Source organism: Luteimonas sp. MC1825 (assembly GCF_014764385.1).
Lineage (GTDB): Bacteria > Pseudomonadota > Gammaproteobacteria > Xanthomonadales > Xanthomonadaceae > Luteimonas.
Genome location: NZ_CP061714.1, coordinates 2028849 through 2049723, shown reverse-complemented (window position 1 = coordinate 2049723; position 20875 = coordinate 2028849). Strand labels below are relative to the sequence as shown.

The window sequence follows — 20875 nt, the reverse complement described above, 5'->3', positions numbered from 1 at the left end:
TTCGTTTCGGGCCGGCCGCCTGTCAGCGCGACGCCGCCCCCGCCTCCACCAGCGCCCACGCGCGCAGCAGGTTGCCCCCGAGGATCGCGCGGATGTCATCGTCCGAGTGCCCGCGCGCCTGCAGGCCGGCGATCAGGTTTGGGTAGTCGGCCACGGTACGCAGGCCTTCGGGCAGTTCGCCGCTGACGCCGTCGAAATCCGAGCCGATGCCGACGTGTTCGACGCCAAGCAGTTTCACCGCGTAGTCGATCTGGTCGAGCACGTCGGTGATCGGCGCCTCCACCGGCGGATTGGCGGCCTCCCAGTCCTTTTCGAACGCGGCGCGGTCTGCCGGCGGCTGCCCGGCGGCCACGCGTTCGGCGTTGGCGCGGTTGAAGGCGTCGGATGCGCGGAAGTACGCCTGGGTCTTCGCCGCCGCTTTCGGGGTGACGAAGGCGATGCCGAACGGGATCTGCACCACGCCGCCCTTCGCGGCAATGGCGAGCGCCAGTTCGTCACTGAGGTTGCGTTCGAAACCCGGGGTGAAGTGGCGCAGCGCCGAATGGCTGGCGATCACCGGTACGCTGCTCAACGCCACCGCCTGTGCGACCGCGGCATCGGACAGGTGCGAGACGTCGACCATCATGCCGAGACGGTTCATCTCGGCCACCACGTCGCGGCCGAACGGGCTCAGGCCGTCCCACTTCTTTTCGATGGTGTACGACGAATCGCTGATGCGGTTGTTGGCGCTGTGCGCGAGGGTGATGTAGCGCACGCCGCGGTCGTGGAAAAAGGCGACCTGCGCGAGGTCGTCGCCGATCGGTGCGCCGTTCTCCATGCCCAGCGGCAGCAGCACGCGACCGCCCTGGCGGAGCCGGTCGACATCGCGCGGCGAGGTGACGATGGCAAAGCGGTCCGGGTGCCGCGCCACCAGCGCCTCCACGGCATCGATCTGCGCATTGGCCGACTGCCAGGCGCTGCCGGCGTCGTCCTCGCGCGCCGAGGTATAGATGGACATGAAGGCGACGTCCAGGCCGCCTGCGCGGGCGCGCGGGTAGTCGAACTCGCGGTCCGGCGCGCTGACGCCGAGGTCGGCCCAGGTGTCGACGAGGATCCCGGGCGCATCGATGTGGGTGTCGACGATCACCGCGTCCTGCGCAAGCGCGCGTGCGGCGTCGGTGGCCTGGGCCAGCGCCAGCGTGGGCGCGGCAAGTGCGATGGCGAGCAGGCAGCGGGGCAGGGCGCGGTTCAACACGTGCTTCATTCGGATCTCCAGGATCAGGCGACGCGGCGGCCGCCGCAGTGGACGGAGGCGGCAAGATCGCCGCCCAGCCAGTAACAGAGTGCCGCGGGCTCGCGCACGCGCCAGCGCACGAAGTCCGCGCGCAGCCCGGCGCGCAGCGTGCCGCGGTCGTCGAGGCCCAGCGCCTTTGCGCCATTGACCGTGGCGCCGCGCAGCGCGTCCTCGGGCGACAGCCGGAAGTGCGTGCAGGCCAGCTGCATCGCCTGGCGCAGCGACTGCAGCGGCGAGGTGCCGGGATTGCAGTCGGTGGCCACGGCCATCGCCACGTGCGAAGCGCGGAAGGCCTCGATCGGCGGCAGCCTGGTTTCGCGCAGCACGTGGAACGCGCCGGGCAGCAGCACCGCGACGGTGCCGGCCGCGGCCATCGCCGCCACGCCTTCGGGCGAGGTGTGCTCCACATGGTCGGCCGACAGGCCACCGAACTCCGCCACCAGCGCCGCACCGTCGCCGTCGCTCAGCTGGTCGGCGTGCAGCTTCACCCGCAGGCCGAGCGCGCGCGCCGCTTCGAACACGCGCCGCGTCTGCGCGCCGGTGAACGCGATGCGTTCGCAGAACGCGTCCACCGCGTCCACCAGGCCCTCGGCGTGCAGGCGCGGCAGCCAGTCGAGCACCGCGTCGATATAGCCGTCGGGATTGCCGGCGAACTCCGGCGGCAGCGCGTGCGCGCCAAGGAAGGTGGTGCGCACACCGATGCCGAGCGTGTCGCCGATGCGTCGCGCCACGCGCAGCATCTTGCGTTCGTTGTCGAAGTCCAGGCCGTAGCCCGACTTGATCTCCAGCGTCGCCACGCCGTCGCGCAGCAGCGCGCGGGCGCGCGGCAGCGACTCGGCAAGCAGCGCGTCCTCGTCGGCGGCGCGGGTGGCGCGCACCGTGGACACGATGCCGCCGCCGGCGCGCGCGATCTCCTCGTAACTCGCGCCCATCAGGCGTTGCTCGAACTCCGCGGCGCGGTCGCCGGCGAACACCAGATGGGTGTGGCAGTCGACCAGCGCGGGAGTGACCAGGTCGCCGCCGACATCGATGACGTCGTCGGCCAGGGTGTCCAGCGCGGCGGGCAGGGACAAGGCCGGCCCAGCGAAGACGATGCGGCCGTCGCGCCAGGCCAGCGCGCCGTCGCGCACCAGGCCGTAGCCGGCGTCGCTGTCCAAGGTCGCCAGCGTGGCGTTGTGCAGCAGCCCGTCCCAGCGCTCAGGCATGTTGGACATCCGGACGGTGTTCTGGAGCGCGAGGCATGGCGGGCCTGTCGGCAGGGTGGCGACGCGGTAGCCTAGCGCACTCCCGACGCAAGCCCCCCGCCATGCCTGCCACCGCGACTCCACTTCCGCCGCTCGTCCAGCCGGTTGCCGGTGGCTGGCGCGTGCCCGCGATCGCCAACCTGCATTCGCACGCCTTCCAGCGCGCGATGGCCGGCATGGCCGAGCGCCAGACGCATCCCGAGGATTCGTTCTGGACCTGGCGCGAAACCATGTACCGGATGGCCGCGCGCTTCGATCCCGACCTGCTGCACGCCGTCGCCTCGCAGCTGTACGTCGAGATGCTGGAGGCCGGCTACGGCAGCGTCTGCGAGTTCCACTACGTGCACCACCAGCCTGACGGCCGGCCGTACGCGGTGCACACGGCGATGGCCGATGCGCTGCTCGCCGCCGCGCGCGATACCGGCATCCGCATCACCCTGCTGCCGGTGCTGTACATGACCGGTGGCTTCGACGGCCACGCGCTGGGCGAGCGGCAGAAGCGCTTCGGGCACGACGTCGACAGTTACCTGCGCCTGTTCGACGCCCTGCGCGCGCACACAGGCGACGGCGTGCGGATCGGCTGCGCGCTGCACAGCCTGCGCGCGGTGCCCGAGGTGGCGATGCGCGAGGTGCTGGCCGCGCTGCCGGCCGATGCGCGTATCCACATCCACGTCGCCGAGCAGATCGGCGAGGTGCAGGACTGCCTGGCGCTGCGCGACGCGCGGCCGGTGGAATGGCTGCTCGGCCACGCCGATGTCGATGAGCGCTGGACGCTTGTGCATGCCACCCACTTGGACAACGCGGAACTCGCCGGCATTGCCGCCAGCGGCGCCACGGTCGCGATCTGCCCGACCACCGAGGCCAATCTCGGCGACGGCCTGTTCCGGCTGCGCGACTACCTGGATGCCGGCGGCAGCTGGGGCATCGGTTCCGATTCGCACATCTCGGTGTCGCCGGTGGAGGAGCTGCGCTGGCTCGAATATGGGCAGCGCCTGGATACGCGCCATCGCAACATCGCGGTGTCCGCGGCTTCGACCAGTGTCGGCGAGACCTTGCTGCATGGGGTGATGGCAAGTGCCGCCAGGTCCACCGGGTTCGAGCCTGGCGACGATCATGTGCTGCTGGACGGCGAGGCCGCGGTCTTCGCCGGTGCCACGGCGTCGGATGTCGCCGACCGCTGGATCTTCAGCGGCAACGTGCCCTGCGTGCGCGAGGTCGAAGTGGCGGGCGTGACGCTGGTGAGCGAAGGCCGCCACCGCGACCGCGATGCGGTGGCCGGCCGCTATCGCCAGGCGCTGGTGCGGCTGCTGGCCTGAGCCTCAGCGCGACAGCGTGGCCGCCCGCGATGCCTGCGCGGCGGTGGCGAACAGGTCGTCATCGCCCGGCGGCAGGGCACCTTCCAGCCGCAGCAGGAACGCCTTGGTCGGCAGGCCGCCGCCGAAGCCGGTGAGCGAGCCGTCGGCGCCGATCACGCGATGGCAGGGCAGCACGATCGGCAACGGATTGCGGCCGTTCGCGGCGCCCACCGCGCGCATTGCGCTGGGCTTGCCGATGCGCTGCGCGAGGTCGCGGTAGCTCCAGGTGCGTCCGTAGGGAATCGCGGCGAGTTCGGTCCACACGCTGCGCTGGAATTCGGTGCCCTGCGGCGCCAGCGGCAGGTCGAACGAGCGCCGACGGCCGTTGAAGTATTCCTCCAGCTGTCGGCGGGTCTCCGCGATCACCGCGTTGCTGCCCTCGCGCCATGCGGAGCCGGCGGGCGGCAGCCTGGGGGGCGGAAAGTCGATTCGCTGCAGGCCGCTGTCGTCCGCGGCTAGGGTGAGTACGCCGATCGGTGTGTCGACGTGCTGGTAGACGAGGGTCATGGGCGTGGTGCCTCTGCGGTGGAGGGACGCGCGCGGCGGCGCGCTGGCACGGGCGCGGAGACCCGCGTCCTGGTCGGGGGTGCCGTGGCGGCCGCATCGCGCCAGAGATGGATGACGGCGTAGGCACGCCATGGTCGCCACGCTTCGGCGCGCAGGCCCAGGGCCTTCGCGGTGAGCCGGCCGTCGTCGGGCGCCGCGGCCTTCTGCAGCACCAGGTCTTCGGCCGGGAACGCATCGGGATGGCCGAGCGCACGCATGGCGATGTACTGCGCGGTCCACGGGCCGATGCCCGGCAGCGCGACCCAGCGTTCGGTGAAGTCCGCAAGCGTGCGCTCGGGGCGGAAATCCACGCGGCGGTCGAGCAGCGCGCGCGCCACGCCGCGCACCGTATCGGCGCGCGCGCGGGTCAGGCCGATGGCGGCGAGGTCGGCATCGGCGAGGGCTTCGGGCGTCGGGAACAGGTGTTCGAGGCCGCTTGCGAACGGCGTGGCCAGCGTGGTGCCGAACTGCCGCGCCATGCGCGTGGCGAGCGTGCGTGCCGCGGCCACGCTCACCTGCTGGCCAAGCACCGCGCGCACCGCGATCTCGAACCCGTCCCAGCCGCTCGGCAGGCGCAGCCCGGGATGCGCGCGCAGCAGCGGCCGCAGGCGCGGGTCGCCCGACAGCGTGCTGGTGATGGCCTGCGGGTCGGCGTCGAGGTCGAACATGCGCCGCAGGCGCTGCACGATATCGAGCAGGCGCGCGGCCAGCGGCGCGTGCAGCTCCAGCTTCAGCGCGTGTTCGCCGCCCGGCCAGGCGCTGACGCGCAGCCAGCCGTCCGGGCCGCCGTTGCTGCCGGCGATCACGCGCGCATAGCCGGACGCGTCCACCACTTCCACGCCCGGCAGCGCGCGCCCGCGCAGGAACGCAAGCATCGCCGCGAAGTCGTACGGCGGCCGGTAGCCGAGGCGCAGCACCAGCGCCTCGGCCCCGGTGTTGCGCGCCGCGCCGGGCTGCCGGCGCAAGTCGCGCGGCGCCATCCGGTAGGCGTCCTTGAACGTCGTGTTGAAGCGCCGCAGGCTGCCGAAGCCGGCCGCAAGCGCTACATCGGTGATCGGCAGCGCGGTCTCGGTCAGCAGCTGCTTGGCGAACAGCAGCCGGCGCGTGCCGTGCACGCCCACCGGCGGCGCGCCGAGGCGCTCCACGAACAGCCGCCGCAGCTGCCGCTCGCCGATGCCGACCCGCGCGGCCAAGGCCGCCAGCGGCGCGTCGGCCAGCGCGCCCTGGTCGATCAGCGTGAGCGCGCGCGCCAGCGCCGCATCGCCGCGTCGCCACGCGCCGTCGTGCGGCGACAGCTCGGGCCGGCAGCGCAGGCAGGGGCGGAAGCCCGCCGCCTCGGCGGCCGCGGCGTTGGCGAAGTACGAGACACGCGTTGCGAACGGCGCCGGGCACACCGGCCGGCAATAGATGCGCGTGCTGTGCACGGCGGTGAAGAACAGTCCGTCGAAGCGTGGGTCGCGGCTGCGTCGCGCCTGTTCGCAGACCTGCGGATCGGGGAGGACGGGGGAGGCCATGGACGCAGGCTAGCACCGCCCGGCGCGTCGGACTCGCCGCTTTCGGACATCAGGGCCCGAGCCTTCCGGGCGCGGTTCAGGGCCTTGCGACGGCTGGCACCAGCGCCGGCAGCAGCGCCTCGGGATCGCCGTCGTTGTCGGCGGGCGCGATGCCCAGGAGCCGCGCCAGCAACGGATACACGTCGACGTTGTCGATCGCATCGATGACCGCGCCACGGCGGAACGCCGGGCCGCTGGCGATGAACACCGCGCGCATCGACGGCAGCGCCGGGTCGTAGCCGTGCGAGCCGCGCATGCCGCCCTGTGCACGGGCTTCAATAATCCGCGGCAGCACCGCGTCCCAGCCCTCGTCCATCTGGCAGACGATCGCCGGCACGCGCGGGTGCGTGCCGTAGTGCCAGCGTGCCGGCAGGTCCTCGCGGCGCCAGCATTCGTGGTGCGCATGCTGCCCCAGCAGGCGCGTGGCCACTTCGGATTCATGGCCCGCGTTCGGTTGCACCTGGAGTACCTGGCCGATGCTCACCACGCGCGCCTGCTCCATGGTCACCAGGTCGTCGATGGACAGCTGGTGGCCGGGCGGCACCTCGGCCATGCCGTGGTCGGAGACCAGCACGATGTTGGTGTGCTCCAGGCGCCCCTCGCGCTGCAACGCGTCCAGCAGGCTGCCGAACGCGGCGTCGACGCCCACGAGCGCCGCGCGCGCCTCCGCCGAGCCCGGGCCGTAGGTGTGGGCCGCGGTGTCGACATCGTGGAAGTACAGCGTGGCCAGGCGCGGGCGCGTGGCGTCCGGCTCCAGCAGCCAGCCGGCTACGGTGGCCGCGCGCTGGGCGGCGGATGCGGATTCGTCATACACATGCCAGCGCGTGGGCCGCACGCCGGCCACCTCGGCCTCGGAGCCCGGCCAGAACATGGTGGCGGTGCGCAGGCCGGCGTTTTCGGCGCCTACCCAGATCGGCTCGCCGCCCCACCAGCCGCTGGTGCCCACCGCGTCGCGGTCGGACAGGCGGAACGTGCCGAGTTCCGCGTCGTGCATGGAGTTGTGGACGATGCCGTGGCGGTCGGGCCGCAGCCCGGTGGCGATGGTGTAGTGGTTGGGGAAGGTGAGCGACGGGTAGGAGGGCGTCATCCAGCGCGCCTGCACGCCGTTGGCGGCGAGGCGGACGAGATTCGGCGAGTCGTCTGCGTTGATGCGGTCCGGGTGCAGGCCGTCGATGGAGATCAGCAGCAGCGTATCGGACGCAGTTGCGGGGGCAGTCCCCCCGGCATCGACGACAGGCTGCAGCGCCGTCGGCGTCGAGCAGGCGGATGCCAGCAGAGCGAAGGCGAGTGCGGCAAACAGGGAGGCGGTTCTTGTGGCTGCATGCATGCGTCCATGGTAATGCGCCTGTATTGCATTCCGGACTGCACCGGAGATATCCGAAGTCCCTATGAGACTTGTCCATTTTCTGGACGCGATCACAGAAATGCTCGCTTGCGTGTATTGACCGGTCACCGATCGACCCGTAGCGTCAGCTCATGGCGCATGTAGTCCACCGCAGCGCTCGCGTCGTAGCCAGGGGGCCACGACACACACGGAGTTCCACGGCCGAGGACAAGGATCGTTCCGGCCTCTAATTCAAGCTTGTCGCCGGGGAGGGGGACATGGACGTCAAGGATGACGTGGTCGGGTGCTGCAGTGCCGCCCTCGTGGCGTTGATGCTCAGTGCCTGCGCAACGCGCGATGCGCCGGACGTCCGCGGTCGCTGGCAGCCGGTCAACCGATACGCCGATACGACGCACGCCATCCCGCTGCGCGGGGCGTACGTGTTCCAGGCCTCTCCGCTCGATCGCACCCTGCGCAGCCTGCTGGCGCGCTGGGCACGCGATACCCAGATGACGCTCGATTATCGCCACCATGCCGATTTCACGCTGCACCTGCCGGTGCAGGCGCTCCGTGCGCAGCGCCTCGAAGACGCCGCCGCGCAGTTGAGCGAGGTCTATGCCGCGCATGATGTCCTGGTGGCGGTCGATGGGGACCGGCTGGTGGTGACGAGACGGGAGGCGGACCCGGGCTGACCGCGGGCGACAGAACCAACCAACACGAACCTTGCACGGATTGCATCATGTTCGGAAGGAAACTGGCGTCGCCGGCGATCGAGGAAGCGATCGCCAAGGCGACAGACTACGAAATCACCATCGTCGACCTCGCGCGTCGCAGCGAACGCCGCGCGTGGCTGGTCGCGCTCGTCGCCGCGGTGACCGCGCTCCTGCTGGGCGCCGGCTACTTCCGCATCCTGCCCTTGAAGGAACGCGTGCCGTTCCTGGTGATGGCCGATGCCTACAGTGGCAATGCCACCATCGCCCGCCTCGATGAAGACTTCCGTCATCGCGCGCTGACCGCCAGCGAAGCCATCAACCGCGCGAACGTCGCGCGCTTCGTGGGGCTGCGTGAATCCTATGACGTCGCGATGATGAACCTGCGCGACTGGCGCGCGGTGCATGCGATGACGGTGCCGGAGGTCGGACGCGAGTACGCGGCGCTCCACGCCGCCAACAATCCCCGCAGCCCGTTCAACACGCTTGGACGGATGCGCGCGATCCGTGTGCGCATCCTCAGCATCCAGCTTCTCGATGGGCCAGACGGACAGCCCGGCGGGGCCACGGTGCGCTTCCAGCGCAGCGTCTACGAAAAATCATCCGGTGCGACCCGTCCATTGGACAGCCGCATTGCAACGCTCGGCTTCACATACAACCTGGCCCTGAAGATGGATGAGCCTGATCGCCTCGAAAACCCGCTTGGATTCCAGGTGACGAGTTACCGGGCCGACAACGACTACGCCGCGTTGCCGCCCGCTGAATCGGAGGCGGCGGACGCAGCGCTCGAGCCCGTGTCCGATGACGCGGTGGCGGACAACAGCGATCCCCAGGCCGCGCCGGGCGAACAACGGGAGGCTGGCCCGTGACCAGAAGCCTGGCCACCGCACTGGTCGTCATGTCACTGGCCTGCTGGCTTGTCGCGGGACCCGTGCACGCCCAGCAAGTCGACGTCTACGAGTACGAGCCAGACCAGGTCTACCCGGTGCATACCGCACTCGGCATCGCCACCCAGATCGAGCTCGATCCCGCCGAGGAGATCCTCGACTACAGCACCGGCTTCAGCAGCGGCTGGGACCTGACCCGGCGCGGTACCGTGTTCTATCTCCGGCCGCGGGATGCCGACGTCGACACCAACATGCTGGTGCGCACGCAGTCGCACGCCTACATTTTCGAGCTCAAGGTCGTGGCAAGTGACTGGACCTCCCTCGAGCAGGCACGGCGTGCTGGCGTGCAGTACAAGATCGCGTTCCGTTACCCGCCCGACGAAAGCTTCAAGGCGCCCGCCGAGGAATCGCCTACCGCGGGCCTGAGCATTACTCTCGACAGGACGCGGCAGTACAACTACGACTACGACTATGCCGTGCGGCGCGGGCAGGCGTGGCTGGTGCCCGCCAATGTGTACGACGACGGCAGCTTCACCTACGTGCGAATGGGCGATCAGGCGAGGTTGCCAACCGGGGGTTTCCCGGTGGTGTTCGGCCGCGAGCGCGAGGATGGTGAGGACTTCGTCGTCAATACGACCGTCGAAGGCAGCACGGTGGTGGTGCATGGCACCTATCCGTATCTCGTGGTCCGCCACGGGCGCAACGTCGTCGGCCTGAGGAGGAACCCCCGATGAGCGAGCGTGACATCCGGTCGCCGGACGGCCGCGCCGGCCACTATGCGGCGCGCCAGGCAAGCCCCGACCTGGACGCCTCCGCGCCAGTCCTGCGCACCGAGGACATGCGCCGCCTGAATCGCAAGGCGCTGGTGTTCCTGGCCGGGATCGTGCTGCTGCTGGTGCTTGCCGTCGTATGGACGCTGCGCGCCGTGAGTGGCGAAGCGGCCACGCCTGCCGGACCGCGTGAGCAGGCACTCGTCATTCCCGAACTGCCACGGACGGCAGCACCACGCGAGCCGAACGTCGAGACGATACCGCCAATGCCCGCCATGCCGATCCCGGTGATGCCCAGCACTGGCCAGCAAGCGGCGCCGGCATTGCCCACCTTCGCCATCCCCCGTGCTCCCGCAGGTCCGTCGCTGCGCGAACGGAGGATGCAGTCGGGCGATGGCGACAGGCTGCCGAAGGGACCGGACGCATACATGCAGGCCATGCTCGCCGGCCTTCCAGCGGCAGAGTCCGCCCAGGTCGAGGCTGAGCCGACCACCACCTCGCGTGCGCGACACATCACGCGGCCGGACGCGCTGCTGGTCCGTGGCACCTACATCCGCTGCGTGCTTGAGACGCGCATCATCACTGACATCCCCGGATTCACCTCCTGCGTTGTCACCGAACCTGTGTATTCGATCAACGGCCGGCAACTGCTGCTGCCACGCGGTTCAAAGGTGCTTGGGCGCTACGACACGGAGCCGACGGGTCCGCGCGTGGCAGTCGTCTGGGACCGCATCTCGACGCCTGGCGGGCTGGACGTCGCGATGGCGAGTCCTGGCGTCGACAACCTCGGCGGGGCCGGGCATCCGGGCGATTACAGCGCGCATTGGGGCAGCCGGGTCGCCTCGGCGCTCCTGATCAGCCTGCTGAGTGACGCCTTCAAATACGCGGCTGCAGAGGAAGGGCCGACATCGTCGACCATCGGCCCGGCAGGCGTGGTTGTCCAGTCGCCTTACGAGAGCGCGACCGGAAGGACCATGGAGCGACTCGCAAACCAGGCACTGGACAGCCGCAGGCCGCCGACGGTGACGATCCAGCATGGCACCGTGGTGAACGTGTACGTCGCCCGCGACGTCGATTTCTCCGCCGTGGTGGCGAAGCTGTGATGGCCGATGGCAGCTCCGTGCCAGCGATGCCGCACGAGCCCCCGCGCGGTGGCGCGCCTGGCGGCTTCCTCGAGTACCAGTACGAAGTGCTGGGCATCATCGGCTACATGACCTCCCCCGACGTCACGGAAATCTGCATCAACCGTCCGGGCGAGGTCTGGCTCGAGCTGCGCGGCAAATGGCAGCGCGTCCAGGTTCCCGGCCTCACGTTCGAGCGCGCCCGCCAGTTCTGCACGGCGGTGGTCAACGAAAGCGGTACCGGCCAGCGCATTACCGATGCCGATCCCGTGGTCTCGCTGACCTTCCCGACCGGCCAGCGCGCACAGTTCGTGATGCCCCCCGCCTGTGACGCCGGCAAGGTGTCGATCACCATCCGCCTGCCGTCCCGGGGCACCCGCAGCCTCGACGCGTACCGGTCCGACGGATTCTTCGATGCGGTGCAGCCGGTGACCGGCGCGCTCGATGCCGGCGACCGCGAGCTCCTGTCGCTGCGCGCCGCGGGCAGGTACGTCGATTTCTTCCGGTGCGCCGTCCAGCAGCGCAGGAACATCGTGGTCGCAGGCGCGACGGGGAGTGGCAAGACCACCTTCATGAAGTCGCTGGTCGAGCACATTGACCCCGATGAGCGCCTGGTGACCATCGAGGATGCCCGCGAACTGTTCATCAGCCAGCCGAACGTCGTCCACCTGCTGTATTCCAAGGGGGGGCAAGGCACGGCCAATATCACCGCAAAGGGCTGCATGGAAGCCTGCCTGCGGATGAAGCCGGACCGGATCATCCTCGCCGAACTGCGCGGCGACGAAGCCTTCTACTTCATACGAAATTGCGCATCCGGACACCCCGGCTCGATCACCAGCTGTCATGCCGGAAGCACCGCGCAGGCCTGGGACCAGCTCGCACTCATGGTCAAGGGCTCCCCCGAAGGCGCGGGGCTGGAGTTCGCCACCATCCAGCGCCTGCTCATGTCGACGATCGACATCCTCGTCCACATCAGCGCACGCGGCGGGCGGCGGCATGTCACCGGTATCGACTTCGAGCCGATGCGCATGACGGCCGGACAAGCCGGGGGCGGACCATGATCCCGGGCATCGAGGCACTCGCCTGCCAGGACCTGGCCGTGCCGGCTGAGGTGATGCACCACATCGTGCGCGTCGAGTCGTCGTACAACCCGTATGCGATTGGCGTGGTCGGCACGCGCCTGGCCCGCCAGCCCCGCAACCTGGCCGAGGCGATAGCGACCGCCAGGCAGCTGGAACGCGACGGCTTCAACTTCTCACTCGGCCTGGCGCAGGTGAACCTGCACAACCTCGCGAAGCAGGGGCTTGCGGACTACGCGCTGGCATTCGACCCGTGCCCCAACCTGGTCGCCGGCTCCCGCATCCTCGCCGACTGCCATGTGCGCGCCGGGGGGGACTGGGACAAGGCGTTCAGCTGCTACTACTCCGGAAACTTCAGCACCGGCTTCCGCGACGGCTACGTGCGGAAGATCCGCGCGTCGATCGCGCGGGACGCCGCTGCGCCCGCCGCGCTCGCGATTGCCGTGGCGGCCCCCCCCTCGCCACCACGCAGGCCAGGAAACGACAGTCCCGCCCAGCCCCATCGCCAGAGTCTCGCGGGTCGCAGGGGGGCATCAGCACCTGGCGCAGTGGAGCCGGGTGCGCAAGCCGTTCCGCCACCGCCGGTTTCGACTTCGCAGCCGGCGGTTGCAACGGCCGCTGACCTATCCGTGGCGGCGCCTGCCGGGCGCGACACCGCACTCGTCTTCTGAGAATCGCCCCCGCCGGGATGGCGGGCATCCATCACCCACGCAAGGACGCACCATGAACGCACGCAAGCAAGGCAGGGGACACCAGCGGCATTTCGGCATGCGCCGGCGGGTTTCTGCCGCCACGATCGTGGCGCTGGCTCCAGCGCCGTACCTGGCGCTCGCCCAGGGGTTTGGCGGGGCGGACACCAAGGTCTGCGGCTTCTTCGAAAACGTCAATGGCCTGTTGAACATGGCGTCGATCGCCGTGGTCACGATCGCCATCATCTTCGCCGGCTACCAGATCGCGTTCGCGCACAAGCGCATTGCAGACGTCGCGCCAATCCTGATCGGTGGCCTGCTGATCGGCGCGGCCGCGCAGATCGCGAGGATGCTGCTCGGCCCGGAAGCGGGCGAGTGCACGGCCATGCTGGGAGCGATGCTTCCGGTGTCGCATGCATAGGGATGTGCTCTTTCGCGGCTGCACGCGCCCTGCCATGTTCCTGGGCGTGCCGTACGTGCCGTTCTTCATCGGTGCCGGCGCGTGCCTGCTGCTGGCGGTCTACGTGAACCTGCTGCTGCTTGTCCTGCTGCCGCCAGCGGTGTTGGCAATGCGACAGATGGCGCGTCGCGACGAGATGGTGTTCCGCCTGCTGGGATTGCGCTGGCGCATGCGCCTGGGCGTGCGCAACCTCCAGCTGCGCGGTGGGGCGTGGTCGTTCGCGCCGAGCAACTGTCGTGTGCGTGGAGCCTCGTGATGGGCGCCGCCGCCGATGCGACAGTGGCGGAGTTCGTGCCGCTGTCGTCGCACGTGTCACCCACGGTGGTGAAGACCACGGGTGGCGATTTCCTGGTGGCATGGCGCCTGGCCGGCCTGCCATTCGTCGGTCGCGAGGCGTGGGACCTGGAACACCGCCATGCCACGTTCAATCGGCTGTTGCAGTCGCTGCGCGCGCCGGATTCCAGCAATGTGGCCTTCTGGGCGCACGACATCCGACGCAGGCGTGCCATCAAGGGTGGCGGACGGTTCGCACAGGCGTTCAACCAGGCCTTGTCGGATGCCTACTTCGCGCGTCTTTCGGAGCACGATGCGCTGCAGAACGAGCTGTACCTCGGCATGCTGTACCGACCGGTCGTGTCGGGAAGACGGATGTCGGAGCACAGTTCCGACCTGCGGCGCCTGCGCGCGGAACAGGAACAGGCGGTGGCGCGCCTGCAGGAGCTGGCAGGCAACGTCGAGGCGGTGCTGGCCGACTACGCCCCGCAGCGCCTCGGGATGTACGAAGCCGACAACGGCGTCCTGTTTTCCGAAGTCCTGGAGTTTTACGGCTACATCCTCAACCGCCTCGACGAGCCGGTGCCGGTGCTGGCGGCACCGATCGCCGACTACCTGCCGGTCAGTCGGCACACGTTCTCCGCACGGACGGGCGATTTCGTGGTGGCCACCCCGTGCGGGCGACACGAGTACGGCGCCATCCTCAACATCAAGGAGTATTGCGACGCCACCTGGCCCGGGATCCTGAACGGCCTGAAATACCTGGATTTCGAATATGTCATGACCCAGTCGTTCAGCCCGATGGGTCGCCAGGACGCACTCCGGGTGCTGGAGCGCACCAAAGGCATGATGGTGTCTTCGGGAGACAAGGCGGTCAGCCAGATCGCCGAACTGGACCATGCAATGGACCAGTTGGCGTCCGGCAACTTCGTGCTCGGCGAGTTCCATTTCTCGCTCGCCGTGCATGCCGCAAACCAGCAGGCGCTGTCGCACAACATCGCGGCGGCGCGGGCGGAGCTTTCAAACGCAGGATTCGTGTCCGCCAAGGAGGACTTGGCGGTGGCTTCGGCATTCTATGCCCAGCTTCCCGGCAACTGGCGGTATCGCACTCGACTGGCCAACGTCAGCTCGTTGAACTTCCTGGGCCTCTCGCCGCTGCACAACTTCGCCAGTGGGAAGCGGGCCAGGAATCCTTGGGGAGAGTGCGTGACCACCCTGCAGGCCACCAACGGTCAGCCGTACTTCTTCAACTTCCACGCAACCCTCGCCGCAGAGGATTCGCGTGGCGAGAAGGCCCTCGGAAACACCATGGTCATCGGCAAGTCCGGGACCGGGAAGACGGCGCTCGTGAACTTCCTTCTCAGCCAGGTGCAGAAACTTGAGCCGGCACCGACGATCTTCTTTTTCGACAAGGACCGTGGCGCCGAGATCTTCGTGAGGGCGTGCGGCGGCAACTACCTGGCGCTGGAAAACGGCCGCGCAACCGGGTTCAATCCCTTCCAGTGCGAGCGCACGGAGGCCAACGTGCAGTTCCTCGCCGAACTGACCCGGATCCTCGCCGGGAAAGCCTCGTACACCGCGCGCGAGGACGATGACATCCACCGGGCCGTGGAGGGCATCCTCGACACGCCGCCGCCACTGCGCAGCATGGCCAACTTCCAGAAGAGCCTGCCCAACATGGGTGACGACGGCCTCTATGCGCGCCTGCGCAAGTGGACCACCGGCCACAGCCTTGGCTGGGTGTTCGACAATCCGGTCGACACGGTCGATCTTTCGCGCGCCAACATCATCGGTTTCGATTACACCGACGTCGTCGACAACGCGGAGGTGCGGGTCCCGGTGGTGCGCTACCTGCTGCATCGCCTCGAGGGGTTGATCGACGGGCGCCGGCTGATCTACGTGATGGACGAGTTCTGGAAGATCCTCGATGGCGGCGGTGCGCTCAAGGATTTCGCGCGCAACAAGCAGAAGACCATCCGCAAGCAAAATGGCTTGGGCATCTTTGCGACACAGAGCCCGGAGGATGCGCTGTCCAGCGACATCGCCGCGGCACTTGTGGAGCAGACAGCGACCCTGGTCCTGTTGCCCAACCCGAACGCCAACCGCGCCGATTACGTGGATGGCTTGAAGCTGACCGAGGCCGAGTTTCGCGTGGTGCTGTCGCTCGACGAGCGGTCACGGTGCTTCCTTGTCAAACAGGGGCATGCCTCCAGCGTCTGCCGGCTCGACCTGGATGGCCTGGACGACGCACTCGCCGTGATATCTGCATCGACCGACAACATCGAAGTGATGCATCGGGTCCTGGCCGAGCAGGCGCGCATCCACGGCATCCCGGCGGACGATCTGCGTCCGGTGCAATGGCTGGAGGCTTTCCAGGCTGCGCGACGTGGCACCGGCAGGCATGGCGACAGCACGCCGCACGACAGTAGCGGGGACGTGCGTGCGAATTGAAGCACAGGGAATAGAAGACTCAACCAAGGAGCGGGACATGGACGACAAGGAAGTCGGCGGGCGTGGAGGCGGGGTGGCAGCGAGCCCCTCGCGGGTGGCGGCGGGCATGCTGCTTGCGACGGTGCTGGTGGCTGGCCCGGCCAACGCCCAGGTCGCGGTGGTGGACATGCCACACACGATCAAGACGATCCTCGGCTGGATCGCGCAGTACCAGCAGATGTGGCAGGACTACCAGAGCCAGATCGACCAGCTGAGCAGCCTGGAAAAGCAGTACCAGCAGGCGCTGGTGGCGGGGGCAGCCTACGACGGCAGTCCCGGACACCGCGAACAGTTCGCCGAGCGTGGCCTGGATGATGGCCTGGCTGACCGCTGTGGCACTGAGCCCCGCAACAATCCTGCCGGCGTAGAGCAGCACATGTATTGCAGCGCCATCGTCAACACAGAGAACCGCAGGTTCAATGCGATGGTGGCGATGCTCGAGGATGTCGAGGCGCGCGACGGCGAGTTGCGGGCCACGTACGCCGAGCGCGCTGGCATCGGCGCGGACGAGCAGGGCAAGCTGGCCTCGAATACAAACCGCATCCTTGCGATCCAGGGGCAACTGCAGAACGACGTGCAGAACGCAGAGACCTTGCTCGGCGCATACGACGCCACCTTGCGGACCCTGCAGGCCGACCAGGTGCGCGCGGCCAACAAGACTTTCAGGAGCTCGGGCGCCGATGAGCTCGTGCAAGGCGTCGCCTTGAAGCTCGCGCTACGTACCGCACGCGTGCGCGAGCGCTGAAGGCGCCCCGACCATGGCCATCGATGACGCGCTGCGGATTGGCATGGGGATGATCGACTGGATGCAAGGCCAGGCGGCCCTCCCCAACATGGTCTTTTTCCATGAGATCAGCAGCTTCCTTGACGACGAGATCAGCGAATTCGCCGGCAACCTGCTGGGTCGCGTGTTGCGGGTGGTGGGTACGGCCGCACTGAGCCTGCTGACGCTGTGGATACTCGTGCATGGTTACCGGATCGCCACCGGTCAGTCGCGCGAGCCGATGATGGCGCTGGTCACCGACGCACTCAAGGCGGTGCTGGTCATCGGGATCGCCACCGGGGCTGCCGCCGGCTCCGGGTCGATCTACCGCACGCTCACGCAGGGCCTCAGTGAAGTTGTCGCGGAGACAATCACGGGCGAGGGTGATGGCGGGCCCTATGCGGATATCGACCGGACGCTGGCGATCATGCAGGTGGCGTTGGCGGCGATCGACTCGGTGGATTCGGGCGACGACCTGCTGACTGACAAGCGGAAGGACCGGGCGTTGTGGTTCACGGGCGTCGGCCTCGGCGGCCCTGCGATCATGGCGGCGGCAACCCTGCTGCTCAACAAGGTGGCCGTCGCGCTGGTGGTCGGACTCGGGCCCATCTTCATCCTGTGCCTGCTGTTCCGCGCAACGCAGCAGCTGTTCACCAAATGGCTCTACTACGGCATCGGCACGCTGTTTTCGCTGGCGCTGCTCACGGTGATGGTTACGCTGGCACTCGACATGGTGATCGCGGTTGGCATTGCATTCTGGGTTGCAGGCTGGACCACGGGTGCCAGCCAAGAGAGCCTGACCGCGATGGCGATGCAGCAGGGCGGCATGGGATTGATCCTGACCATGCTCATCATCGGCGCGCCGCCGATGGCCGCCGTTTTCTTCAACGGCGTGCTCGGGCAGTTCTCCGCCTACAACGCGCTCAACGCCCTGTCGCCAGGGTCGGGGCAGGGCGCGCCACCCGGGTCCGGACTGCCTCCCGGCGTCGCCGCAGCCCATGCCCCGGTCGCCGCAGGGCATGGCGCCGCGTCCGCGATGGAGGCCAGCGACCCGGCGGGGGCGATGCGACTTGCGGGACAGCGGTCCGCGAAGGTCGATGTCGATGTCATCCGCCCCGCCGGACATTCCGGGTAGCCCGGCGCCGCCGCGGACGATTTGTTCTAGAATCGGGCGCTCCACCCTTGGCGCAAAGGTGGCCCGCGGCAACGCCGGCCGAGCGTGCGACATGAGCACTACCACCGCCCACCGCTGATTCCCGCCCGCGGCCGATTACGGAAGGCGCCCGCGTGGCGCTTTTTTCTTGTCCGCGGCCTGCAGCCCTTGCCGACCGCCCAGCCAGCAGCCCATACATGATCACGATCACGCTCCCCGACGGCAGCCGCCGCGAGTTCGACCACCCCGTCTCCGTCATGGAGGTCGCGCAGTCCATCGGCCCCGGCCTGGCCAAGGCCACCGTGGCCGGCAAGGTCGACGGCCGCCAGGTCGACGCCTCCGACCTCATCGACCACGACGCCAGCCTGCAGATCCTGACCCCCAAGGATGCCGAGGGCGTGGAGATCATCCGCCACTCCTGCGCGCACCTGGTGGGCCACGCGGTCAAGCAGCTGTACCCGGACGCCATGATGGTGATCGGGCCGGTGATCGAGGACGGGTTCTACTACGACGTCTGGCGCGCGCAGCCCTTCACGCCGGACGACATGGCCGCGATCGAAGCCCGCATGCGCGAGCTGATCGATACCGAGTACGACGTCATCAAGCGCATGACCCCGCGCGAGGAGGTCATCGGTGTCTTCCAGACGCGCGGCGAGGACTACAAGCTGCGCCTCATCAAGGACATGGGGCCGGACGTCACCGAGATGGGCCTGTACCACCACCAGGAGTACGTGGACATGTGCCGCGGCCCGCACGTGCCCAACACGCGCTTCCTGAAGGCGTTCAAGCTGACGCGTGTGTCCGGCGCCTACTGGCGCGGCGACTCCAAGAACGAGCAGCTGCAGCGCATCTACGGCACCGCCTGGGCCGATGCCAAGCAGCTCAAGGCCTACGTGCAGCGCATCGAGGAAGCCGAGAAGCGCGACCACCGCCGCATCGGCAAGCAGCAGGAGCTGTTCCACCTGCAGGAAGAGGCACCGGGCCTGGTGTTCTGGCACCCCAAGGGCTGGGCCATCTGGCAGGTGGTGGAGCAGTACATGCGCGGCGTGTACCGCACGAGCGGCTACGGCGAGGTGCGCTGCCCGCAGGTGCTGGACGTGAGCCTGTGGCAGAAGTCCGGCCATTGGGACAACTACAAGGAGAACATGTTCTTCACCGAGTCCGAGAAGCGGACCTACGCGGTGAAGCCCATGAACTGCCCGGGCCACGTGCAGGTGTTCAACCAGGGCCTGCACAGCTACCGCGACCTGCCGATCCGCTACGGCGAGTTCGGCGCCTGCCACCGCAACGAGCCCTCGGGCGCGCTGCACGGCATCCTGCGCGTGCGCGGCTTCACCCAGGACGACGGCCACGTGTTCTGCACCGAGGGCCAGATCGAGTCCGAGGTGACCGCGTTCCACGCCCAGGCCATGAAGGTCTACGCCGACTTCGGCTTCGAGGAGGTGCAGGTGAAGCTCGCCCTGCGCCCGGATTCGCGGCTCGGCGACGACGCCACCTGGGACAAGGCCGAGACAGCCCTGCGCTCGGCGCTGCGGTCGGCCGGCGTGGAGTGGACCGAGCTTCCGGGCGAGGGCGCGTTCTACGGCCCGAAGATCGAGTACCACCTGAAGGACGCCATCGGCCGCACCTGGCAGCTGGGCACGATGCAGGTCGATTTCATGATGCCGGGCCGCCTGGGCGCCGAATACGTCGACGAAAACAGCCAGAAACAGATCCCGGTCATGCTGCACCGCGCCATCGTGGGCTCCATGGAGCGCTTCATCGGCATCCTGATCGAGCACCACGCCGGCAGCTTCCCGGCCTGGCTGGCCCCGGTGCAGGCGGTGGTGATGAACATCACCGACGCCCAGGCCGACTGGGTCGAAGAAGTGCGGAATATCCTTGTCAATCAAGGGCTTCGGGTCGAATCCGACCTGCGCAACGAGAAGGTTGGCTACAAGATCCGCGAGCACACGATGCAGCGGGTGCCCTACCTGCTGGTGGTGGGCGACCGCGAGAAGGAGACCCGGGCGGTCGCCGTGCGCACCCTGGCGGGGGAGGACCTGGGCAGCATGCCGCTTTCGGACTTCATCGCCCGCGTGCATGCAGAACGGGCCCCTTGCTGAGTATCATGTAGCCTCGCGCCCGCCAGATGGCAGGCGCCATGGGGCCCGGCATCCGGGTCCTGCCCGGTAGTGTTCACCCACGGAGATTGCAACATCAGCACACCTGACAAGCAGAATAGAAGGAACGGCGAAATCCGCGTGCCGCGCGTGCGCGTGATCGGTTCGGACGGCGAGATGATCGGCGTGCTTTCGCGCGACGAGGCCATCGCCATGGCCGAAGAGGAAGGACTCGACCTCGTCGAGATCCAGCCCAATGCCGATCCGCCTGTGTGCAAGGTCATGGACTTCGGCAAGTTCAAGTTCGAGACGCAGAAGAAGGCGAACGAAGCCAAGAAGAAGACCCGCCAGGTCGAGATCAAGGAAGTCAAGTTCCGTCCGGTGACCGACGAGGGCGACTACCAGATCAAGCTGCGCAAGATGCGCGGGTTCCTCGAGGAAGGCGACAAGATCAAGGTCAACATCCGTTTCCGTGGCCGCGAGATGAGCCATCAGGAGCTGGGCCGCGAGATGGCCGGCCGGATCGAGACCGATCTCGGCGAGGACATCGTCATCGAGTCCAGGCCGCGCCTTGAAGGCCGGCAGATGGTCATGATGATCGCGCCCAAGAAGAAGTGATGCCGCGCGCCATCGGCGCGTGACGCGACACCCCTCCCGCTGCGGCACGCGGGAAGGCGCATGAACCCGGTGATTTGCCCGAGGTGCCCGAGTCCGTGCATAATGCGCGGCTCGGTGTGCCGTTTTGGCGGCGTGCCGGATGGACCCGTCCTGGATCCGCAGTGGATTCCAGGGCCTAAGACCGGCAGGGGCAGGACGGAAAGCGTGGCGCAAGCCACCGCCCGGGCCAGTGACAGAAACCAAACAGGGATCCCAGCAATGCCCAAGATCAAGACGCACCGGGGCGCGGCCAAGCGCTTCAGGAAGACCGCGTCCGGCAAGTACAAGGCAGGCCACGCGAACCGTAGCCATATCCTCACCAAGAAGGCGACGAAGCGGAAGCGCAACCTCCGTCAGACGAACCACATTCCTGCGTGCGACAGCGGTCGTCTCGATCGCATGCTGCCGTATCTCTGAGGAGGACTG

At 68.4% G+C, this 20875-nt stretch carries 19 protein-coding genes and 1 pseudogene; 15 read left to right on the top strand and 5 right to left on the bottom strand.

Features of this window, described 5'->3' with window-relative positions:
• Positions 1 to 22 precede the first annotated feature (22 nt).
• Both IDM46_RS09560 and hutI read right to left on the bottom strand, forming a co-directional pair.
• Positions 23 to 1243 (bottom strand): dipeptidase, encoded by a 1221-nt coding sequence (locus IDM46_RS09560; RefSeq protein WP_185115563.1) that lies wholly within the window; start codon positions 1241 to 1243, stop codon positions 23 to 25.
• Positions 1244 to 1257: 14 nt separating this feature from the next.
• On the bottom strand, positions 1258 to 2478 hold the full coding sequence (gene hutI, locus IDM46_RS09555; RefSeq protein ID WP_185115562.1) for an imidazolonepropionase: 1221 nt from the start codon (positions 2476 to 2478) through the stop codon (positions 1258 to 1260).
• A gap of 101 nt (positions 2479 to 2579) precedes the next feature.
• Between hutI and IDM46_RS09550 the strand changes: the two genes are divergently transcribed.
• A complete protein-coding gene (locus IDM46_RS09550) occupies positions 2580 to 3833 on the top strand; it encodes a formimidoylglutamate deiminase (RefSeq protein ID WP_223877949.1) in 1254 nt (417 codons plus the stop codon).
• 3 nt (positions 3834 to 3836) lie between these two features.
• On the opposite strand, the gene IDM46_RS09545 is transcribed toward IDM46_RS09550, so the two are convergent.
• The 3 genes from IDM46_RS09545 to IDM46_RS09535 all read right to left on the bottom strand — a co-directional run bounded on the left by IDM46_RS09545 (position 3837) and on the right by IDM46_RS09535 (position 7298).
• Positions 3837 to 4379: a methylated-DNA--[protein]-cysteine S-methyltransferase gene (locus IDM46_RS09545; protein ID WP_185115560.1), complete on the bottom strand. Its 543-nt coding sequence runs from the start codon at positions 4377 to 4379 to the stop codon at positions 3837 to 3839.
• Positions 4376 to 5932, bottom strand: a complete 1557-nt coding sequence (locus tag IDM46_RS09540) for a DNA-3-methyladenine glycosylase 2 (RefSeq protein WP_185115559.1) — start codon at positions 5930 to 5932, stop codon at positions 4376 to 4378. The genes IDM46_RS09545 and IDM46_RS09540 overlap by 4 nt, the downstream gene beginning before the upstream one ends.
• Before the next feature lie 76 nt (positions 5933 to 6008).
• Positions 6009 to 7298, bottom strand: coding sequence for an ectonucleotide pyrophosphatase/phosphodiesterase (locus IDM46_RS09535; protein ID WP_185115558.1), 1290 nt, complete (start codon positions 7296 to 7298; stop codon positions 6009 to 6011).
• Positions 7299 to 7573: 275 nt separating this feature from the next.
• Between IDM46_RS09535 and IDM46_RS09530 the strand changes: the two genes are divergently transcribed.
• From IDM46_RS09530 to rpmI, 14 genes and pseudogenes are all read left to right on the top strand, one after another.
• Positions 7574 to 7987, top strand: a complete 414-nt coding sequence (locus IDM46_RS09530) for a hypothetical protein (RefSeq protein ID WP_182820409.1) — start codon at positions 7574 to 7576, stop codon at positions 7985 to 7987.
• Between the two features lie 47 nt (positions 7988 to 8034).
• The gene (locus IDM46_RS09525; protein WP_182820410.1) at positions 8035 to 8874 is read left to right on the top strand and encodes a type IV secretion system protein; all 840 of its coding nucleotides are present in this window, start codon (positions 8035 to 8037) and stop codon (positions 8872 to 8874) included.
• A gap of 29 nt (positions 8875 to 8903) precedes the next feature.
• Positions 8904 to 9626 (top strand): TrbG/VirB9 family P-type conjugative transfer protein, encoded by a 723-nt coding sequence (locus tag IDM46_RS09520; RefSeq protein WP_182823606.1) that lies wholly within the window; start codon positions 8904 to 8906, stop codon positions 9624 to 9626.
• Entirely contained in the window at positions 9623 to 10765 is a 1143-nt protein-coding gene (locus IDM46_RS09515) for a TrbI/VirB10 family protein (protein ID WP_182820411.1), read from the top strand. The genes IDM46_RS09520 and IDM46_RS09515 overlap by 4 nt, the downstream gene beginning before the upstream one ends.
• A gap of 26 nt (positions 10766 to 10791) precedes the next feature.
• Positions 10792 to 11844: a P-type DNA transfer ATPase VirB11 gene (virB11, locus tag IDM46_RS09510; RefSeq protein WP_182820412.1), complete on the top strand. Its 1053-nt coding sequence runs from the start codon at positions 10792 to 10794 to the stop codon at positions 11842 to 11844.
• A gap of 8 nt (positions 11845 to 11852) precedes the next feature.
• Positions 11853 to 12308 (top strand): annotated as a pseudogene (locus IDM46_RS09505) (lytic transglycosylase domain-containing protein); the annotation flags it as partial.
• A gap of 322 nt (positions 12309 to 12630) precedes the next feature.
• Positions 12631 to 12972, top strand: coding sequence for a TrbC/VirB2 family protein (locus IDM46_RS09500; RefSeq protein WP_223878068.1), 342 nt, complete (start codon positions 12631 to 12633; stop codon positions 12970 to 12972).
• Positions 12965 to 13267 (top strand): VirB3 family type IV secretion system protein, encoded by a 303-nt coding sequence (locus tag IDM46_RS09495; RefSeq protein WP_182820414.1) that lies wholly within the window; start codon positions 12965 to 12967, stop codon positions 13265 to 13267. Before IDM46_RS09500 ends, IDM46_RS09495 begins: the two co-directional genes overlap by 8 nt.
• Positions 13267 to 15735, top strand: coding sequence for a VirB4 family type IV secretion/conjugal transfer ATPase (locus tag IDM46_RS09490; RefSeq protein WP_182823610.1), 2469 nt, complete (start codon positions 13267 to 13269; stop codon positions 15733 to 15735). Before IDM46_RS09495 ends, IDM46_RS09490 begins: the two co-directional genes overlap by 1 nt.
• A gap of 37 nt (positions 15736 to 15772) precedes the next feature.
• On the top strand, positions 15773 to 16519 hold the full coding sequence (locus IDM46_RS09485; RefSeq protein ID WP_182820415.1) for a hypothetical protein: 747 nt from the start codon (positions 15773 to 15775) through the stop codon (positions 16517 to 16519).
• A gap of 13 nt (positions 16520 to 16532) precedes the next feature.
• Positions 16533 to 17672 carry a type IV secretion system protein gene (locus IDM46_RS09480; protein WP_182820416.1) on the top strand — a complete coding sequence of 380 codons (1140 nt, stop codon included), beginning with the start codon at positions 16533 to 16535 and terminating at the stop codon, positions 17670 to 17672.
• A 215-nt stretch (positions 17673 to 17887) separates the two neighbouring features.
• Positions 17888 to 19795: a threonine--tRNA ligase gene (thrS, locus tag IDM46_RS09475; RefSeq protein WP_185115557.1), complete on the top strand. Its 1908-nt coding sequence runs from the start codon at positions 17888 to 17890 to the stop codon at positions 19793 to 19795.
• A gap of 69 nt (positions 19796 to 19864) precedes the next feature.
• A complete protein-coding gene (gene infC / locus IDM46_RS09470; RefSeq protein ID WP_185115556.1) occupies positions 19865 to 20410 on the top strand; it encodes a translation initiation factor IF-3 in 546 nt (181 codons plus the stop codon).
• A gap of 258 nt (positions 20411 to 20668) precedes the next feature.
• Positions 20669 to 20866, top strand: a complete 198-nt coding sequence (gene rpmI, locus IDM46_RS09465; protein ID WP_055249161.1) for a 50S ribosomal protein L35 — start codon at positions 20669 to 20671, stop codon at positions 20864 to 20866.
• Positions 20867 to 20875 lie beyond the last annotated feature (9 nt).